The following is a 15,302-nucleotide window of genomic DNA, read 5'->3' on the forward strand; positions in this document are numbered from 1 at the left end:
AGCGGGGGGAGAACATGGCGATCACCGGGGCGGCCGAGCTGCTGGCCACCTGGGAGGCGGGCCTCGCCGAGGCACCGAACGGGCGCGCCCTGCTGCTGCACCGCACGGCCCGCCCGGACGTCGACGCCGCGAGCCTGCCGGTGCTGCCGGTGGGGGAGCGCGAGGCGGACCTGTTCGCGCTGCGCCGCGCCCTGTTCGGGGAGCGGATGCAGGTGCGGCTGGCGTGCTCGGCGTGCGGGGAGGACATGGAGTTCGACCTGGACGCCGGGGAGTTCGCCCGGTCGTTGGACGGGCGGGGCGGTTCGGCGGACGGGCTGGGCGGCTCGGTGGACGGGGGCACCTCGTCCGCCGGGTCCGTCGTGCGGGTGCGGCAGGACGGCTGGGACGTCGAGTTCCGGCTGCCCGGGGTCGCCGACCTGACGGCGGCGGCCCGGGCGGCCGACCCGCGCACGGCCCTGCTCGCCCGGTGCCTGGTCTCGGCGGTGCGCGACGGGGCGGCCGTGGCCGCCGGGGACCTGCCGGTCCCGGTCCAGCGCCGGATCGCCGAGGCCGTCGAGGCCGCCGACCCCGGGGCCGACGTGACGCTCAACATCGCCTGCCCCGAGTGCGGCGAGGCCACCCGGGCCGAACTCGACATCGCCTCCTACCTGTGGACCGAACTGGACGCCTGGGCCCGGGACCTGCTGCTCGACGTCCATCTGCTCGCCACCTCCTACGGCTGGAGCGAGCCGGAGATCCTGGCGCTCAGCCCGCTGCGGCGCCGTTACTACCTGGAGCTGTGTGCGGATGTCTGACGCCGAAGGGGCGCCGGTTCCCGACTTCCTCGACCGGCTGATCGCCCGGCATGCTCCGGCCGCCGCCGCCGCCGGTCCGAGTGCGGGTGTGGTGCGAGTACGGCCCCGGCTGCCGGGCCCGTTCGAGCGGGTGGAGGCGGTCCGCGGCGCGCCGGAGCCGGATGACGGATCCGAGCTGCTGTGGCCCTCCGCCCCACCGTCCGCCGTACGGCAGGCGGAGGTGCCGCGCCCTGCGACGCCCGCCGCCCGGCTGCACACGGAACGGGAGCGGACCGTCGTACGCACCGAACGCGATCCGGTCGACCCGGCACCGCAGCCCGTCCCGAGGCCCCTGCCTGAGACGCCGCTGCTGCGCCCCGTCGCGTCGATCGCGCCGGGCCCGAGGCCGGCCCCTGACGCCGCGCGCCACGCGACGGGACGGGAACGCTCGGACCGGGACGCCCCCCAGAACGCGGCGTCCGTGCCCATCCCCCCGGGCACGGACGCCGTATCCGCCGCCGCGTCCACGCCGCTGCGGCCCAGCGCCGCGGACACCGCGGCGGCACGGGACGCCGTACGGCAGGCCGCCGCGCGGCGGCCCTCGAAGGCGCCCGAGCAGGTGGTGCAGGTGCAGATCGGGCGGCTGGAGGTGACGGCCGGGCCGTCACCGTCCGGCGGCGCCCGGCAGCGTACGTCGTCGAGGGAGCGGCCGGGCGCGACCTTGAGCCTGGCCGACTATCTGGCGCGAGGGCGGGAGTGACATGACGGATCGAGGAACCGAGGAACCGACTTCATGAGCAACGCACTCGCCATCGCCCATGTCACCCAGGCCCTCGCCCTGCTGCTCGCGTCCAACGTGGGCCCGGAGTTCGACGAGGCCGTGAAGGTGGAGCCGCACAAGCCGCCGACGGAGCCGCCGGACTACCCCACCCTCAACGTGTTCCTCTACCAGGTCACGCCCAACACGTCGATGCGCAACAACGACCTGCCGACCCGGGCCTCCGACGGCACGCTGGTGAAGCGGCCGGCCGCCGCGCTGGACCTGCACTACCTCATCAGTGCCTACGGCGACGAGACGACCCTGGTCGGGCAGCGGCTCATCGGCTCCGTGGTGCGAACCCTGCACGAGATACCGATCCTGCCGAAGGACGTCATCGAAGAGACCGGTCAACTGCCGCACCTGGCGGGCAGCGATCTCGCGGAGGCGGCGCAACGGGTGCGGTTCACGCCCACCGTGATGGACATCGACGAGACGTCGAAGCTGTGGGGGATGCTTCACCAGACGCCGTACGCCCTGTCGGTGGTCTACCAGGCGGCCCTCGTCTTCATCGAGGGCCGCGAGACGCCGGTGCCGGCGAAGCCGGTGGAGCGGCTCACGGCGCGCGTGCTGCCGTTCGGGGCACCCGGGGCACCGGTGCCGCCGGGCAGCCGGGCGGAGGCGTCGCGGGACAGTGAGAGCGGTGCGCCGACTCCCGAGCCCGTTCCCGCGGAGAGCGGGACTTCGGGAGAAGCACACGTCCCAAAGGCGCGTGAGAAGGCGCCCGCCAAGTCGGTCGCGAAGGTACCTGCGAAGGCCGTGGCCAAGGCGCCCGCGAAATCCGCGGCCAAGGCGCCCGCGAAGGCTTCGGCCAAGGCACCTGCCCGCGCCCGAAAGGACGTGCAGCCCAGCAAGGCGGCGCAGACGGCCAAGCCCGCGCGTGGCGCGGCCAAGAGCACGGGTGCCGCGCCTTCTTCGGACTCCTCGTCGGAATCGTCGCCGGGCTCTTCTTCGGCGGGGGGCTCCGAGGGCGTGGAGAGCTGAGTCGGCATGGGGACAACGGGGGCAGGCGAGGACATGGGGACACATCGGACGGGCATGGCGGGCGCACCGGGCGGCAGCCCGACGCTGACCGCGGAGATCCGGCGCGTCCTGGCCCGTGTCGACGCCCACGCGGCGCGCGCGGCCGGACCCGGCACGGCCGAAACGGGCACGGCATCGAAGTCCGATGACGGCACCCGCCGTCGTGACACAGCCGTCGATCACGTACAGGACCCGGCGGCCCCCACGACCGCGCCCCTCGACACGCTCGTCACCTGCTTCGGTCTCACGGCCTTCGAACGCGACCTCGTACTCCTGACCGCCGCCTATGAACTGGACGCCACGACCGCCGCGCGTTGCGCCGCCGCGAGCGGTGACCCGGAGCGGGCGTACCCCACCTTCTCGCTCGCCCTGGCCGCCCTCGCCGAACCGCACTGGAGCGCCCTGACCCCGGTGGCACCGCTGCGGCGCTGGCGCATCGTCGAGCTGGACGACGCGTCGCGCCTGACGCTGTCCCGGCTGCGGCTCGACGAACGCATCCTGCACTTCCTGCTCGGCTCGCCCTACCTGGACGCCCGGCTGCACGGCCAGCTGCGCCGCACTCCGGTGCCCGACGAACTGCCGCCGTCGTACGACCTCGCCGCGAGCCGGGTCGCCGCCGGCTGGACCACCGCCGCGCGCCCGGATGCGCCGCTGCTCGTCGAGGTGGTCGGCGGCGATCTGCCGAGCCGGGCCGAGATCGCCGCCGCGGCGGCCGCGCGGTCCGGGCTCGGGCTGTACGCGATGAGCGCCGAGGACATCCCCACGGACGCGGCGGAGCGCGACCGGCTCGCCCGTCTGTGGCAGCGCGAGGCGATCCTGCTGCCCGCCGCGCTGCTCGTGGAGGTCGGCGAGCTGGACCGCGACCAGCACGCGGCCACCGACGCGTTCCTGACCGGGGCTGCTGTGCCCGTCGTCGTGTCGAGCGGCGATCCCCGGCACTCGGACCGACCGCACGGCGAGCGGGTGACCGTGCCGCGCCTGGACGACGAGGAGCAACTCGGCCTGTGGGTCAGCGCGTTCCGGGACGTCGCCGACATCGGCGAGGGCGAACTGCGATCGCTGGTCGCACAGTTCGAACTGCCGCCGCACGTCGTACGGTCCGCCGCTGCCGCCGTACGCCGTGATCTGCCCGGCGAGGACGAACTCGACGCCGCTGGGCTCGCCTGGCGGGCCGGGCTGAACGAAGCCCGGATCGGGATGGATGAACTGGGCCGCCGTATCGAGCCCGAGGCGGGCTGGGGCGATCTCGTCCTGCACGACCGGCAGACGAGCGTGTTGCGGGAGATCGTCGCGCATGTGCGGCAGCGGGCCACCGTCCACCAGGAGTGGGGATTCGCTGCGACGCTGCGGCGCGGTCTCGGCGTCACCGCCCTGTTCGCCGGCGGGTCCGGCACGGGTAAGACCCTGGCCGCCGAGGTCATGGCCAAGGAGCTGGGCCTGGATCTCTTCATCATCGACTTGTCGCAGGTGGTCAGCAAGTACATCGGCGAGACGGAGAAGAACCTTCGCAAGGTCTTCGACGCCGCAGAACGAGGCGGCGCGCTCCTGCTCTTCGACGAGGCCGACGCGCTCTTCGGCAAGCGCAGCGAGGTGAAGGACAGCCACGACCGGTACGCCAACCTCGAAGTGAGCTACCTGCTGATGCGGATGGAGGCCTACCGGGGTCTCGCCATCCTCACCACCAACATGAAGAAGGCCCTGGACACGGCCTTCATGCGTCGCATTCGCTTCGTCGTCGACTTCCCCTTCCCGGCGGAGCACGAGCGGGCGGAGATCTGGCGCCGGGTACTGCCCCCGCAGACCCCGACGAAGGGCATCGATCCGGAACTCCTCGCCCAACTCACCGTCGCGGGCGGCTCGATCCGCAACATCGCCCTGTCCGGCGCGTTCCTCGCCGCGGAGGAGGGCGACCGGCTGCAGATGCGGCACATGCTCGCCGCGGCCCGCACCGAATATCTCAAGCTGGAACGCTCCTTGACACCGGGGGAGGTCCGCGGATGGGTGTGAACAGGCCACATCGGCAGAGCGCGGCCGGTCGTCCCGAGCCGCGCGAGATCCGCGTCGACATCGGCGAGCTGGTCCTGGACGGCTTCGGCCCGTCCGTGGACCCGCGACGCGTATCGGCGTCGTTCGAGCGGGAGTTGACCCGTCTCGTACGGGAACACGGCGTGCCGCTGGCCGCGGACGGCGCCGTGTCGGTGGACGGGGTGTCGGGACTGCCCCCGATGCCCGCCGGGTTGTCCGCGCGCCGTCTCGGCCAGGAGCTGGCCCGCGCGGTGCACGCGGGGCTTTCAGGCCGTGGGGAGGTGACGCGATGACGTCCTCCGCCGCTCAGGACTCCCAGTCGGCCGACCAGGCCGCCGCAGAGCGCCGCCGCAAACGCAAGGAGCGCGCGGCGAAGAACCGCGCACCCGAGCCGAAGAACATCGTCAGCGGGGCCGGGCAGCCGCTGGACGCCGGTGTGCGCCGGGAGCTGGAGGAGCAGCTCGGCCACGATTTGGGCTCCGTACGCCTGCACACCGACCGCGACGCGAATGCCCTCACCGGCATGCTGGGTGCGGACGCGGTGGCGGTGGGCCAAAACATCTTCTTCGGCGAGGGCCAGTACCAGCCGGGCACGGAGCAGGGCCGCGCTCTGCTCGCGCACGAGCTGCTGCACACGATCCAACACCCCTTCGCCAGCGGCTCCTTGGCGGCGGGCCGCGACCTGGGCCAGGTCAGCGCGCCGCACGAGGCAGCCGAGCGCGCCGCCGAGGACACCGCCCAGGCCGTGGCGCGCGGCGACCAGGCACCCGAGGTCGCCCCGGAGGCGAACACTCCCGCGTGGATGCGCTACACCACCGTCCACGCCGACCGCAATCGGCTGGAGCATCTCGACCCCGCCACGTTGGTCGACCGCCTGGCCAACACGGTCATCCGGTCGCTCCGCACCGACCCGACGGACAGCGCGCAGCGCGTGCGCGCCTCCCTGGCTCCGCTCTCGGAGGAGCTTCAGGAGCGCGTACTGGATCGCCTGGAGCACCGGCTGCTCACCTCCGAGCACGACTTCGTGGTGGACCTGGTCACGGAGATCGACGAGGACGGCCAGGCGGAGAGCGAGGCCACCGCCCGACAGCGCGGCCTCCTCGCTCCGGAGGTCGAGGAGGACACCGCCGAGGACGTACACGCGGAGCGGGAGAAGGAGCAGGAGGCCGCCCAGGAGGAGCAGCGGCGCACCGAGCGGACGGGACCCGCTCCCGGCCCGGAGAAGCAGGACGTAGAAGGGGACACGGCCTCCGCCGAGGGCAGTACGCCGGAGAACGCGGTCAGCACCGTCCCGCAGGGCGGCACTCCGGGCGCGGACGCCGGGAAGGCGGAGGACGAGAAGGAGTCCGACCCGCGGACGGGTGGGGACGCCTCCAGCCCCAAGGGGGATGGCGAGCAGCCCACTTCGCCCGCCGCGCAGTCGGAGCAGAAGCCGGGGCAGCAGGATGCCGGGGCCGGCGGGAAGGCTGCCGGGCAGCCGGGCGGGAAGCAGGGCGAGAAGTCCGGCGCGGAGAAGAGCGGACAGCAGGGGCAGCAGCAGGACAAGGGGGACAAGGGGAAGCAGGGCGGCGGGAAGGACGGCGACCGGGCCGGCGCGAAGCAGGCCGAGGAGAAGGCCAAGAAGGAAGCCGGCCAGGAGGAGGCGGCGGGCCCGCGCACGGACGCCGAGGACGAGGCCGCCGCCAAGGCCCGCGAGAGCGCCGCCGCGGCCGAGGCGGCCAAGCAGGACGAGCCGGGTCGCGACGAGGGCACCGCCGAGGTCGCGGGCAGGGACGACGGGTTCCCAGGCCGCGCCAGCACGCTGGACGGGGCCCGCGCCCAGGACCAGGAAGGCGAGGAGGAGCGGGAGTCCACCGTCCAGGGCGGGGACTCCGAGGTGGAGGTCGGCGGCGGGGAGGAGAGTGCCTGGGACATCAAACTCAGGCCGGAGGACTTCCTTCCCGAGCAGGACCTCGACGGGTCGAACGTTCCGACCTCCGAGCAGATCGACGAGTCCGCCGGAAACTCCGCCCCGCCCACCCCCTCCTTCTCTGCCCCGCCGCCGACCAGGGCCGACAAGGTGCACGCCCAGCGTGAGCAGGAGGACGAGGAGGACGCCGAGCGCGAGGCGGCAGCGGAGAAGGACGACCCGGGCACCGACGACTCCCCGCCCGTGCCGGGCGCCGAGGAGGAGGTGGCGGAGCAGGGCCGCCGTACGGAGAGCGAGCTCGATCCCGAGGAGAAGAACGAGCCGAAGCCCGCCCCGGGCGTGGCCTCCAAGGACCCCAAACAGGGCGATGACCCCAAGGCCGGCCCGGTCGCCGCCGAAGCCAACGTTCAGGAGGCCAAGGACCGTTCGAAGGAGACGGGCGGCGATACGGCCGAGCAGGCCGCCAAGGAGGAGAAGGGGACACCCGCCGCGGGCGGCCCCGGCGACAAGTCCTCGGGTGGCGGCGAGAAGGGTTCCGCGCAGGCCCGCTCCGACACCTCGGCCACCGCGTCCCCGTCGGACACGGCCCAGAAGGGGGCCGAGGGGGACAAGGCGGCTTCCGACGGGGGCGCCACGGGGGCTGCGAAGGCCGAGGAGTCCCCTGGCCCGCAGGAGTCCAAGGGGCCCAAGGACCAGGGCGGGAGCGGCACTTCGGAGGGTTCCGCGTCCGGCGACGGGACGACCGACTCCGACAGTTCGGCCGGTACCGGCACGACACCGTCGTCCGGTTCGACATCCAGCCAGCCGTCGGGCGGCGACAACTCCGCCGCAGACACCGGGAGTTCAGGCTCACGTACGGAGTCTCGCTCGTCCTCCCGCACGGAGAAGCCGAGCCCGCGAGCCCAGGAGCCGCGGACGGAGAAGCCAAAGGAGCAGGCACCGCAGCAGGAGAGCAAGGCCGACTCCAGTGTCGGGGACGACTCCGGCTCCCGGGCCGCCCCCGCGCCGACCCGCGGCGGTGGCGGCGGTGGCGGCGCCCCGAAGGGCGGTTCCACGGGTGGGGGCAAGGCCTCCGCGGCCAAGACGAAGAAGGCGGCCAAGGCGGCGCCGGACCTCTCCGGTGGCTCCCCCGAGGAGGGCCTCTCCGCCGCGTCGAACCTCAAGCCGCACCAGGCCTTGGAGGCGATGGACAGCGTCGGCGGCGCGGTGGACAAGGACGTCGGCAAGGAACACAAGCAACTGGCGTCCAAGCCGCCCGCCATGGACCGCCCCTCCGGCGCTCCGAAGACCCTGCACGGCAAGCCGGACGCCGAGGAAGCGGCGCAGTACAACGAGGACAAGGCCGAGCGCGCCGAGGACGCCAAGGGCGAGAAGGCCGAGGTCAAAGGCGAGAAGAAGCCGGAAGGCAAGATCGAAGCCGAGGAGATGGAGGAGCCCGACTTCTTCGACCAGGTCGGGATGATGGTGGGCTACGCCATCGGCGGGATCGGCGACTGGCTCGGCTTCGATGTGACGGCGGAGGACCTGGCCGCGCAGTTCGCCGGGATGCCCACCAAGGACGAGGCCATGAAGGAGGCGCAGAACGGCACCGCGCCGGGCGTCGACATGCAGGGCCAGGCCGACGACAAGGCCACGGAGCAGGGCGGCAACACCGACGACAAGAGCCAGGAGGCCGCCGAGACCGGCGCCGACGACGCCGGTCGGAAGATGGGCGAGGACCAGATCTACCCGGACGCGCCGAAGGAACGGCTCGAAGGGAAGGTACCGGCCGAGCAGGGCGGCAAGTCGCGTGTCGGTGGCGGCGGCGCGAGTACCGGTGCCGTACCGCCCGAGGCGGCCTCGGAAGTGGCCGAGCATGAGCGCAAGCCGCAGTTCAAGAAGGCTCTCAGCGACGGCCGTCAGGACATGGGCAAGGGCCGGGAGAAGAAGACCCAGGACACCCGTACGTCCCAGGAGAAGCACAAGCGGCAGGTCGACAAGGAAGTCCAGTCCAATACCAAGGAACAGACGGGCAAGCGCGAGGGCGTCCTGACGGACGTGGACAAGCAGCGCTCCGACTGGACGGCGGAGCAGGACGACGAGCTGAAGAAGCTCGGCACGAAGAAGTCCGACCGTGAGAAGAAGATCCGCGACGACGTCAAGAAGGAAGAGGAAGACACCGACAAGGACGTCGACAAGCAGAAGGAGACCAGCGACAAGGAGGTCAAGGACAAGGGCGACAAGGCCGAGGAGGACGCGGAGAAGAAGAAGGACGAGAACGTCAACGACTCCAAGGGCTGGCTGTCCAAGACGCTCGAATGGATCAAAGAGAAGTTCATCGAGCTGCGGGACAAGGTCGTCCAGATCATCAAGGACGCCCGTGAAGCGATCGTCGAGGCGCTGAAGAACTTCAAGGAGACGGTCGAGGGCTGGATCAACGCGGCCCGCGAGGGCATCGTCGAGATGATCAAGCAGTTCATCGAGGACCTGATCGAGTTCGTCGTGTCCTTGGTCGAAACGATCATCGAAATCGGCCGCCGCATCCGCAAGTTCATCACGGATCTCATCAACGCGGCGCTCGCGTTCGTCACCCAGCTCGCCGCGGCGCTGAAGCAGATCATGAAGGATCTGCTGGAGTCCATCGCGAAGCTTCTCAGCGACATCCTGAACGTCCTGAAGAAGATGCTCCTCGACGTCCTGAAGGCCTGCAAGGACGCCCTCAAGGCGGTTCTCGACTTCGCGACGAAGTTCATCGCCGCGTTCGGCGAGTTCATGATGATCCTGGTCGACATCCTCTCCGACCCCGGCGGCTGGCTGAGCGGCGCGAAGAACTCCGCCTATGACGGCGCGAAGAACCACCTCTTCAACGAGGTCAAGAGCGCCGTGAAGCAGTGGTTCAACGACAAGGTCAAGGAGATCACCGGCCTGACCGAAGCCGTCTGGAACAAGCTCATGAAGGGCGGCTGGACCCTAGAGAAGATCGCCAAGGAGGTGTGGGACGCGATCGTCCCCCAACTCCCCTTCATCATCGGCGAGATCGTCATCACCAAGGTCCTGGCGAAGCTCATTCCGGGCGCGGGCTGGGGCGCGGCGATCCTGGAGGCCATCCAGGCGGCGATCGGTTCGCTGGGCGAGATCCTCAAGGCCATTGGCGCGGTCATCACCTGGCTGAAGTCGGTACGCCAGGGCGGCGCGGGCGTCCTCTTCGCCAAGGCGATCGCGGCGGGCATCGTGGTCCTGCTGGAGATGGCCTACGAGTTGATCCTCAGCGGGATCGGCAAGTACGTGTCGAAGGTGGGCCAGCGATTGAAGGGCGTGGCCGCGAACCTGGGCAAGGACAAGGGCGGCGGTACGGACAAGGGGAAGGACGGGCAGGGCGGGGACGAGGGCGCGCCCTCGTCGACACCGCCCAAGACGCAGACGGCCACGACTCCGCCAGGGAAGAAGTCCGAGGACACGCCGGCCAGGCCGAAGGATCAGGACACGCCGGCCAAGCCCAAGGGCCAGGACGGCCCGGACAAAGCGAAGGGCCAGACCTCTCCTGGCAAGCCCAAGGACAAGGACGTTCCGGCCAAGCCCAAGGACAAGGACGGCCCGGCCAAGCCGAAGAATCAGGACGCGCCGGCCAAGCCCGCGGACAAGGACACTCAGGCCCCGTCCCCCAAGCCCACGAAGCCCAAGGGCCCCACGAACAAGAACGACAAGACCGAGGGCAAGAACAACACCCCGAGCGACAAGTCGACCACGCCGACGCCGCCTACGTCCAAGGACAAGAACGGCAACCCGAAGAACGAGGACGCGGGCGGCAAGAAGGACACGCAACCGACTCCGTCGCCGAAGCCCACGACGCCCAATCCCAAGAAGACGGACGGCCCGGACACCTCCAAGAAGGATCCCACCAAGGACGACACGAGTAAGGGACAGGATCCGGACAGCAACAAGGACAAGAACAACGACCCCGGCAACTCCGACAAGAAGGACCCGGACAGCGCCCAGGGCTCCAACAAGGACAAGGACAAGGAAACCGACGGAGACGGCAGGAGGGACCCCGACGGCAAGGACAAGGGCGAGCCCGGTCGGCCGAAGAGTACGGAAGCCAAGGAAGAGAGGAGGAAGGAAGAGGAGTCGGAGGAGTCCAAGGAGGAGCGACTCCGTAAGATCATCGCCCGGATCCGTCCCAAGATCGACGAGAGACTAAAGGAAGGAATCAGTCCTGAAGACCACGCTGCCTTCCTCGACGAGCTGCGCCTCAGGTATCGCCTGACCCGTCTATACAAGAAGGGCGGGCGTGACTTCACCGTACGGGCCGCACTCAACCCTGAGGATGATGTTACCCAGGGCGAAGAGGACGAACGCGGAGGCGAGGGAAATCAGGACAGGAAGAAACGGCTGGTGTTCCCTGAAACGGACCCCCGAACCAACTTCGTCGACGGTGTGCTGCCGAAGAGTTTCACGCACAAGTTCATCAACAAGGAATGGTCCAAGGGTGGCAAGGCCGCACACGGCAGCCAGAGTGCCCGCATGAAGCACATGATCGGGTTCCAGCATATCTACGACCCTAACAATCCTCTCCAGGAACCCTCAGGCGACCTGCAGTGGGATGCCATGCATCTGCTCCCCAAGGAACTCGGAGGTCCCAAGGAGGGCTCGAACTTCGTGCCGGCCCGCAACTACATCAACAAGGCCTTCTACAACACTTTCGAAGTCAAGGCGGTCAACGCCTTCGGGCTAGGGTCGAACGGCGAAAAGCCGGGCTACTACGGAGTTGAACTCTCACTACACGGTGGGACACCCCAAGGATTCCCGGCAACCCTTCAGGCCTACTGGGCCACGTACACGCACGAGGGCGAAGGTACAGGAAAAGAGCCGTCGGAGTGGAAGCCCGACGAGGAGAAGAGGTCGGAAACGCTCTCCTTCGAGCCACCCCCGACCGCCAAGAAAACCCTGTTCAACATCAACACTGAAAAAGATTCGGCCATCATCAGGTCCGCGTTCGGAGGGAACGACAGCTTCACAAGAAAGAATGACGACAAAGTCGCCCTTGCGATTCTCCGTCTGCGCCCCTTCCGGGACTGGAATGAAATGGAGGAAAAGCTCAAGAACTACTGGGAAGCGAACCCGGACAAAAAGCCGGATGACCCAGCCAAGATCCTTGAAAGGCTCAAGAAGAAGCAGGATCCGAATGCGAAACATCGTTATTTCGAATTCTAAGAAATCTCGGCGCCCGAAAGGAGCTGAAAATGTCGCAGTACAACCATCTGGAAGAGCGCCATTTGTCGTCGCTGGACGATCTGCAAGGGGTCGACCTTCTGGAAGTGACTGAAGATGTTCGAGGTGGGGTTGGGCTGGGTTTCGACGAGATCACGCCGCTGAGCGTTTTCGATGAGGCCTGGGACGGCCTAGAGCTGGAACCAGAGATGCTGAGCGGCTCACTGAGGTTCGACCTGGCTGTGAGTTGGAGGTCCGTGCCGCCTCTGCCGAACTTTACCGGGCAATACAGGATTCCAGCCCCAATGGATATCCTGGGTCAGGATTCGCGCCGCTTGGCTGACATGCTCCCCGACGGAGTCCAGCGGGAATTCGCTATGCATATTCGACAGTTCGACCGATCGCTCGGGGCCGAAGAAGGAGACTTTACCACCTATCTCCACATTAATCCGGCAGGGCCTAGTCATGAGGTCTGGTTTCATAACCTGGTCGCCCTGGAGGAGGCGCCGCACCCGGCCGGATTCGTGAAGCTCGAACTTTCCTTCCATGAATACGAAGAGATGTTGCTCCTCGCCAAGGGGCTCATGGGCTGGCAGTATTTGTTCGCGGATGTCTCCTTCAAGAACTCAGTGATCAGTCATTTCGCAGACGGCCTCCGAAACGGACTGGACGCGTTTCCCGACCTGTTTCCCGATCAGGACTTCAGTCCCCTGGTGCGCCGCCTGGAGGCCCGCCTGTGACTCGCTACGCCGACATCCCCAAACCCATCCGCTCCGGAATAGTCGTGGTCAACCCCGACACGGGCACCCCCCAGCGGATCATCGTCCTCCAGTTCAACCCGGACACCCTGGAGCGCAGCGTTTCTCCCCAGTCCGCCGGCGGCAGCGGGGATTCCGGCAGCGGCGGCACCGGCAGCGGTGACCGAAACGAAGCCCTCCGCCTCAAGGGACCCGCCCAGGAGACCTGGAAGTTCACCGCCGAGATCGACGCCACCGACCAGTTCGAGGTCGCCGCCCCCGACGGCATCCACCCCCAACTCGCGACCCTCGAAATGCTGGTGCAACCGACCACCGCCCAGCTGCGCGCCGCGATGAAGCTTTCCCAGAAGGGGGCCATCGAGATCAGCCCGATCGAGATGCCCCTCACCCTCTTCACCTGGGGGAGCAAGCGGGTCATGCCCGTCCGGCTCACCGAGCTCTCCGTCAACGAGTCCGCCTTCGACGTGAACCTCAACCCGATCCGGGCCTCCCTCAGCATCGGCATGAAGATCCTCACCGTGAGCGACCTCCCGGCGGGCCACCGAGGGGCCGACCTGTACATGGCTCACCTCGCGCAGAAGGAACGCCTCGCCGCGGCCGCCCGTGGTGGCAGCTTCGGCTCGCTCGGGCTGGGCGGAGGCGGCATCGGAGGCGGAACCGGAACCAACGTCGTGATCGGAAGGGGCTGAACAGAGCACCATGGCTGAGATCGAGCCGTATGAGAACGCCCTGGACGCCATCCCGGGGGCACATCCCTACCCCCGCACCAGTCGCTACCACGACGCGGAGATCGGGATCCATCGGCGTCCCGACGGAACCGAGGTGCGGTACACCAAGCGCCGGTTGCTGCCCCCGCTCGACCAGACCCTCGACGCAGACCTCACCCAGCCCCACACCGTGGCCGCCGGCGAACGTCCCGACCTGCTCGCGCAGCGCTACTTCGGCGACCCCGGCCAGTGGTGGCAGATCGCCGACGCCAACCCCGTACTCGACCCGCGCGAGTTGACCGACGAAGCGGGCCGTGTCATCGACATCCCGCTCGCCGGCGGGTTCCCGGGCGGCAGGGGGGACCGGCGTGTTTGATCTGCCCGTGGGGCAGGGCCCCGTCCACATCACGCTCCAGATGGGGCCCAAGCTCGCCCGGCCCGTCCCGGCAGAGGTGACCGAGGCCCTGCTGTCCGCCCAGATCACCGCTACCGCGGGGGAGCGCAGCGGATTCCAGCTGGCCTTCGACCTCACCAAGAACGGGATCATCAGCCGGCGGTTGTTGCCGGAAGGGTTCTTCGATCCCAAGACCCGGCTCATTGTCACCGTGACTGTCCGGGGTACCTCCGAGGTCCTCTTCGACGGGCTCATCGTTCGCCACGAGGTCGGCGCCAGCAACCAGCCCGGCCACTCCACCCTCACCGTCACCGGCGAGGATCTGACGCTGCTCATGGACCTGGAGGAGCGCGCTGCCCGCTATCCGAACCTCCCGCCCTCCGAGCGCGTGCTCGCCATCCTCCGGCACTACTCCGACTACGGCATCCGTCCCGACGTCTACCAGGAGAAGGTGGCCCAGCCGCCCCACCAGGACCTCCGCGTGCACTACCAGACGAGCACCGACCTGCAGTACGTCAACGAGCTGGCCCGGGCGAACGGATACACCTTCTACCTGGAGCCCGGTCCCAACCCCGGTCAGTCCAACGCCCGTTGGGGACCGGAGGTCCGTCTCGGCATCCGCCAGCACGCCCTCAGCGTCAACATGGACGCCAACTCCACCGTCGACCAGCTCACGTTCGCCTACGACGGCACCGCACGCGAAGAGCCGCAGGCCCGCTGGCAGAACCCCGAGACCCGGCAGTCGGACCTGCTCCCGCAGCCGTCCATCAGCCCGCTGCGCCCGCCACTCGGCAAGCGGCCCACCCCGGCCCTGAAGCGCAGGACGCTCTCCGGCACCGCCAAGCACCAACGCGAGCAGGCCGAGGCCGAGCTCCTCGCCCGCGCCGCCGTGTCCGCCGACGTCGTCTCCGGCTCCGGCTCGCTCGACGTCAACCGGCACGGCTACATCCTCCAGCCCCGCCAACTCGTCGGCGTACGCGGCTCGGGACGGGCGTACGACGGCGACTACTTCGTCAAGTCCGTGACGCATGTCCTGCGACCGGGCTCGTTCCAGCAGAACTTCACGCTCTCCAGGGAGGGCTTGGAAGCGCGCAGCGACCACGTCCGGCCCTGACGCACCCACGCAACCCACGACACGACCCATCGACCAGGAGCATCCTCACCATGGCGGCACCCAGCAATCGCTACCTCGGCAAGTTCCGCGGCCGAGTCGTGGACAACAACGATCCGCTGCACATCGGCCGGATCACCGTCGAGGTACCCGACGTCCTGGGGGACGAGCCGTCGACCTGGGCGCTGCCCTGTCTGCCGTTCACCGGGCCGCAGGCGGGCCAGTTCGTGGTGCCGGCGCCCGGCGCCGGTGTGTGGGTCGAGTTCGAGCAGGGCGATCCCAGCTTTCCGGTGTGGACGGGATGCTGGTACGGGGAACAGGGCGAACTGCCGCCAGACGCCCGCCGTCTAGTGCAGCCGGCGTCGCAGGCCAAGCCCGTCGTGGTGCAGACACCAGAGGCGCACAAGATCGTGATGAGCGACCCGCCGGGCCCCGACCAGGGGATTCTGCTCCAGGCCCAGGGCGGGGCGTACATCCGCATCACCAAGGAAGCCATCGTGATCTCCAACGGCCTCGGCGCGGAGGTCATTCTGCGCGGTAACCAAGTGGACGTGAACGAGGGCCAGTTGACCATCGCGTCCAAGCGATAGGAACGGGG

Annotated in this window: 11 protein-coding genes; all 11 read left to right on the plus strand. The window is 69.1% G+C overall.

The features are described 5' to 3' along the window. Positions 1 to 14 precede the first annotated feature (14 nt). Genes ACTMVF_RS17045 through ACTMVF_RS17095 form a run of 11 tightly spaced genes read left to right on the plus strand, consistent with a single transcriptional unit; the run spans position 15 to position 15,294 of the window. Positions 15 to 794 (plus strand): hypothetical protein, encoded by a 780-nt coding sequence (locus ACTMVF_RS17045; protein ID WP_441271881.1) that lies wholly within the window; start codon positions 15 to 17, stop codon positions 792 to 794. Beyond that, positions 787 to 1,533, plus strand: coding sequence for a hypothetical protein (locus ACTMVF_RS17050; protein WP_441271882.1), 747 nt, complete (start codon positions 787 to 789; stop codon positions 1,531 to 1,533). Before ACTMVF_RS17045 ends, ACTMVF_RS17050 begins: the two co-directional genes overlap by 8 nt. A 33-nt stretch (positions 1,534 to 1,566) precedes the next feature. Continuing rightward, a complete protein-coding gene (locus ACTMVF_RS17055; protein ID WP_441271883.1) occupies positions 1,567 to 2,574 on the plus strand; it encodes a DUF4255 domain-containing protein in 1,008 nt (335 codons plus the stop codon). A 33-nt stretch (positions 2,575 to 2,607) separates the two neighbouring features. Further along, a complete protein-coding gene (locus ACTMVF_RS17060) occupies positions 2,608 to 4,620 on the plus strand; it encodes an ATP-binding protein (protein WP_441271884.1) in 2,013 nt (670 codons plus the stop codon). Next, positions 4,611 to 4,931, plus strand: a complete 321-nt coding sequence (locus ACTMVF_RS17065; RefSeq protein WP_441271885.1) for a hypothetical protein — start codon at positions 4,611 to 4,613, stop codon at positions 4,929 to 4,931. Before ACTMVF_RS17060 ends, ACTMVF_RS17065 begins: the two co-directional genes overlap by 10 nt. After that, the gene (locus ACTMVF_RS17070; RefSeq protein ID WP_441271886.1) at positions 4,928 to 11,737 is read left to right on the plus strand and encodes an eCIS core domain-containing protein; all 6,810 of its coding nucleotides are present in this window, start codon (positions 4,928 to 4,930) and stop codon (positions 11,735 to 11,737) included. The genes ACTMVF_RS17065 and ACTMVF_RS17070 overlap by 4 nt, the downstream gene beginning before the upstream one ends. Before the next feature lie 29 nt (positions 11,738 to 11,766). After that, entirely contained in the window at positions 11,767 to 12,474 is a 708-nt protein-coding gene (locus tag ACTMVF_RS17075) for a hypothetical protein (RefSeq protein ID WP_441271887.1), read from the plus strand. Continuing rightward, positions 12,471 to 13,181 carry a hypothetical protein gene (locus tag ACTMVF_RS17080; protein ID WP_441271888.1) on the plus strand — a complete coding sequence of 237 codons (711 nt, stop codon included), beginning with the start codon at positions 12,471 to 12,473 and terminating at the stop codon, positions 13,179 to 13,181. The genes ACTMVF_RS17075 and ACTMVF_RS17080 overlap by 4 nt, the downstream gene beginning before the upstream one ends. A 10-nt stretch (positions 13,182 to 13,191) precedes the next feature. After that, positions 13,192 to 13,575: a hypothetical protein gene (locus tag ACTMVF_RS17085; RefSeq protein ID WP_441271889.1), complete on the plus strand. Its 384-nt coding sequence runs from the start codon at positions 13,192 to 13,194 to the stop codon at positions 13,573 to 13,575. Beyond that, positions 13,568 to 14,707: a hypothetical protein gene (locus ACTMVF_RS17090; RefSeq protein WP_441271890.1), complete on the plus strand. Its 1,140-nt coding sequence runs from the start codon at positions 13,568 to 13,570 to the stop codon at positions 14,705 to 14,707. The genes ACTMVF_RS17085 and ACTMVF_RS17090 overlap by 8 nt, the downstream gene beginning before the upstream one ends. Before the next feature lie 50 nt (positions 14,708 to 14,757). Beyond that, a complete protein-coding gene (locus ACTMVF_RS17095; protein WP_441271891.1) occupies positions 14,758 to 15,294 on the plus strand; it encodes a phage baseplate assembly protein V in 537 nt (178 codons plus the stop codon). Positions 15,295 to 15,302: the final 8 nt, after the last annotated feature.

The organism is Streptomyces sp. SD31, assembly GCF_052068475.1.
Lineage (GTDB): Bacteria > Actinomycetota > Actinomycetes > Streptomycetales > Streptomycetaceae > Streptomyces.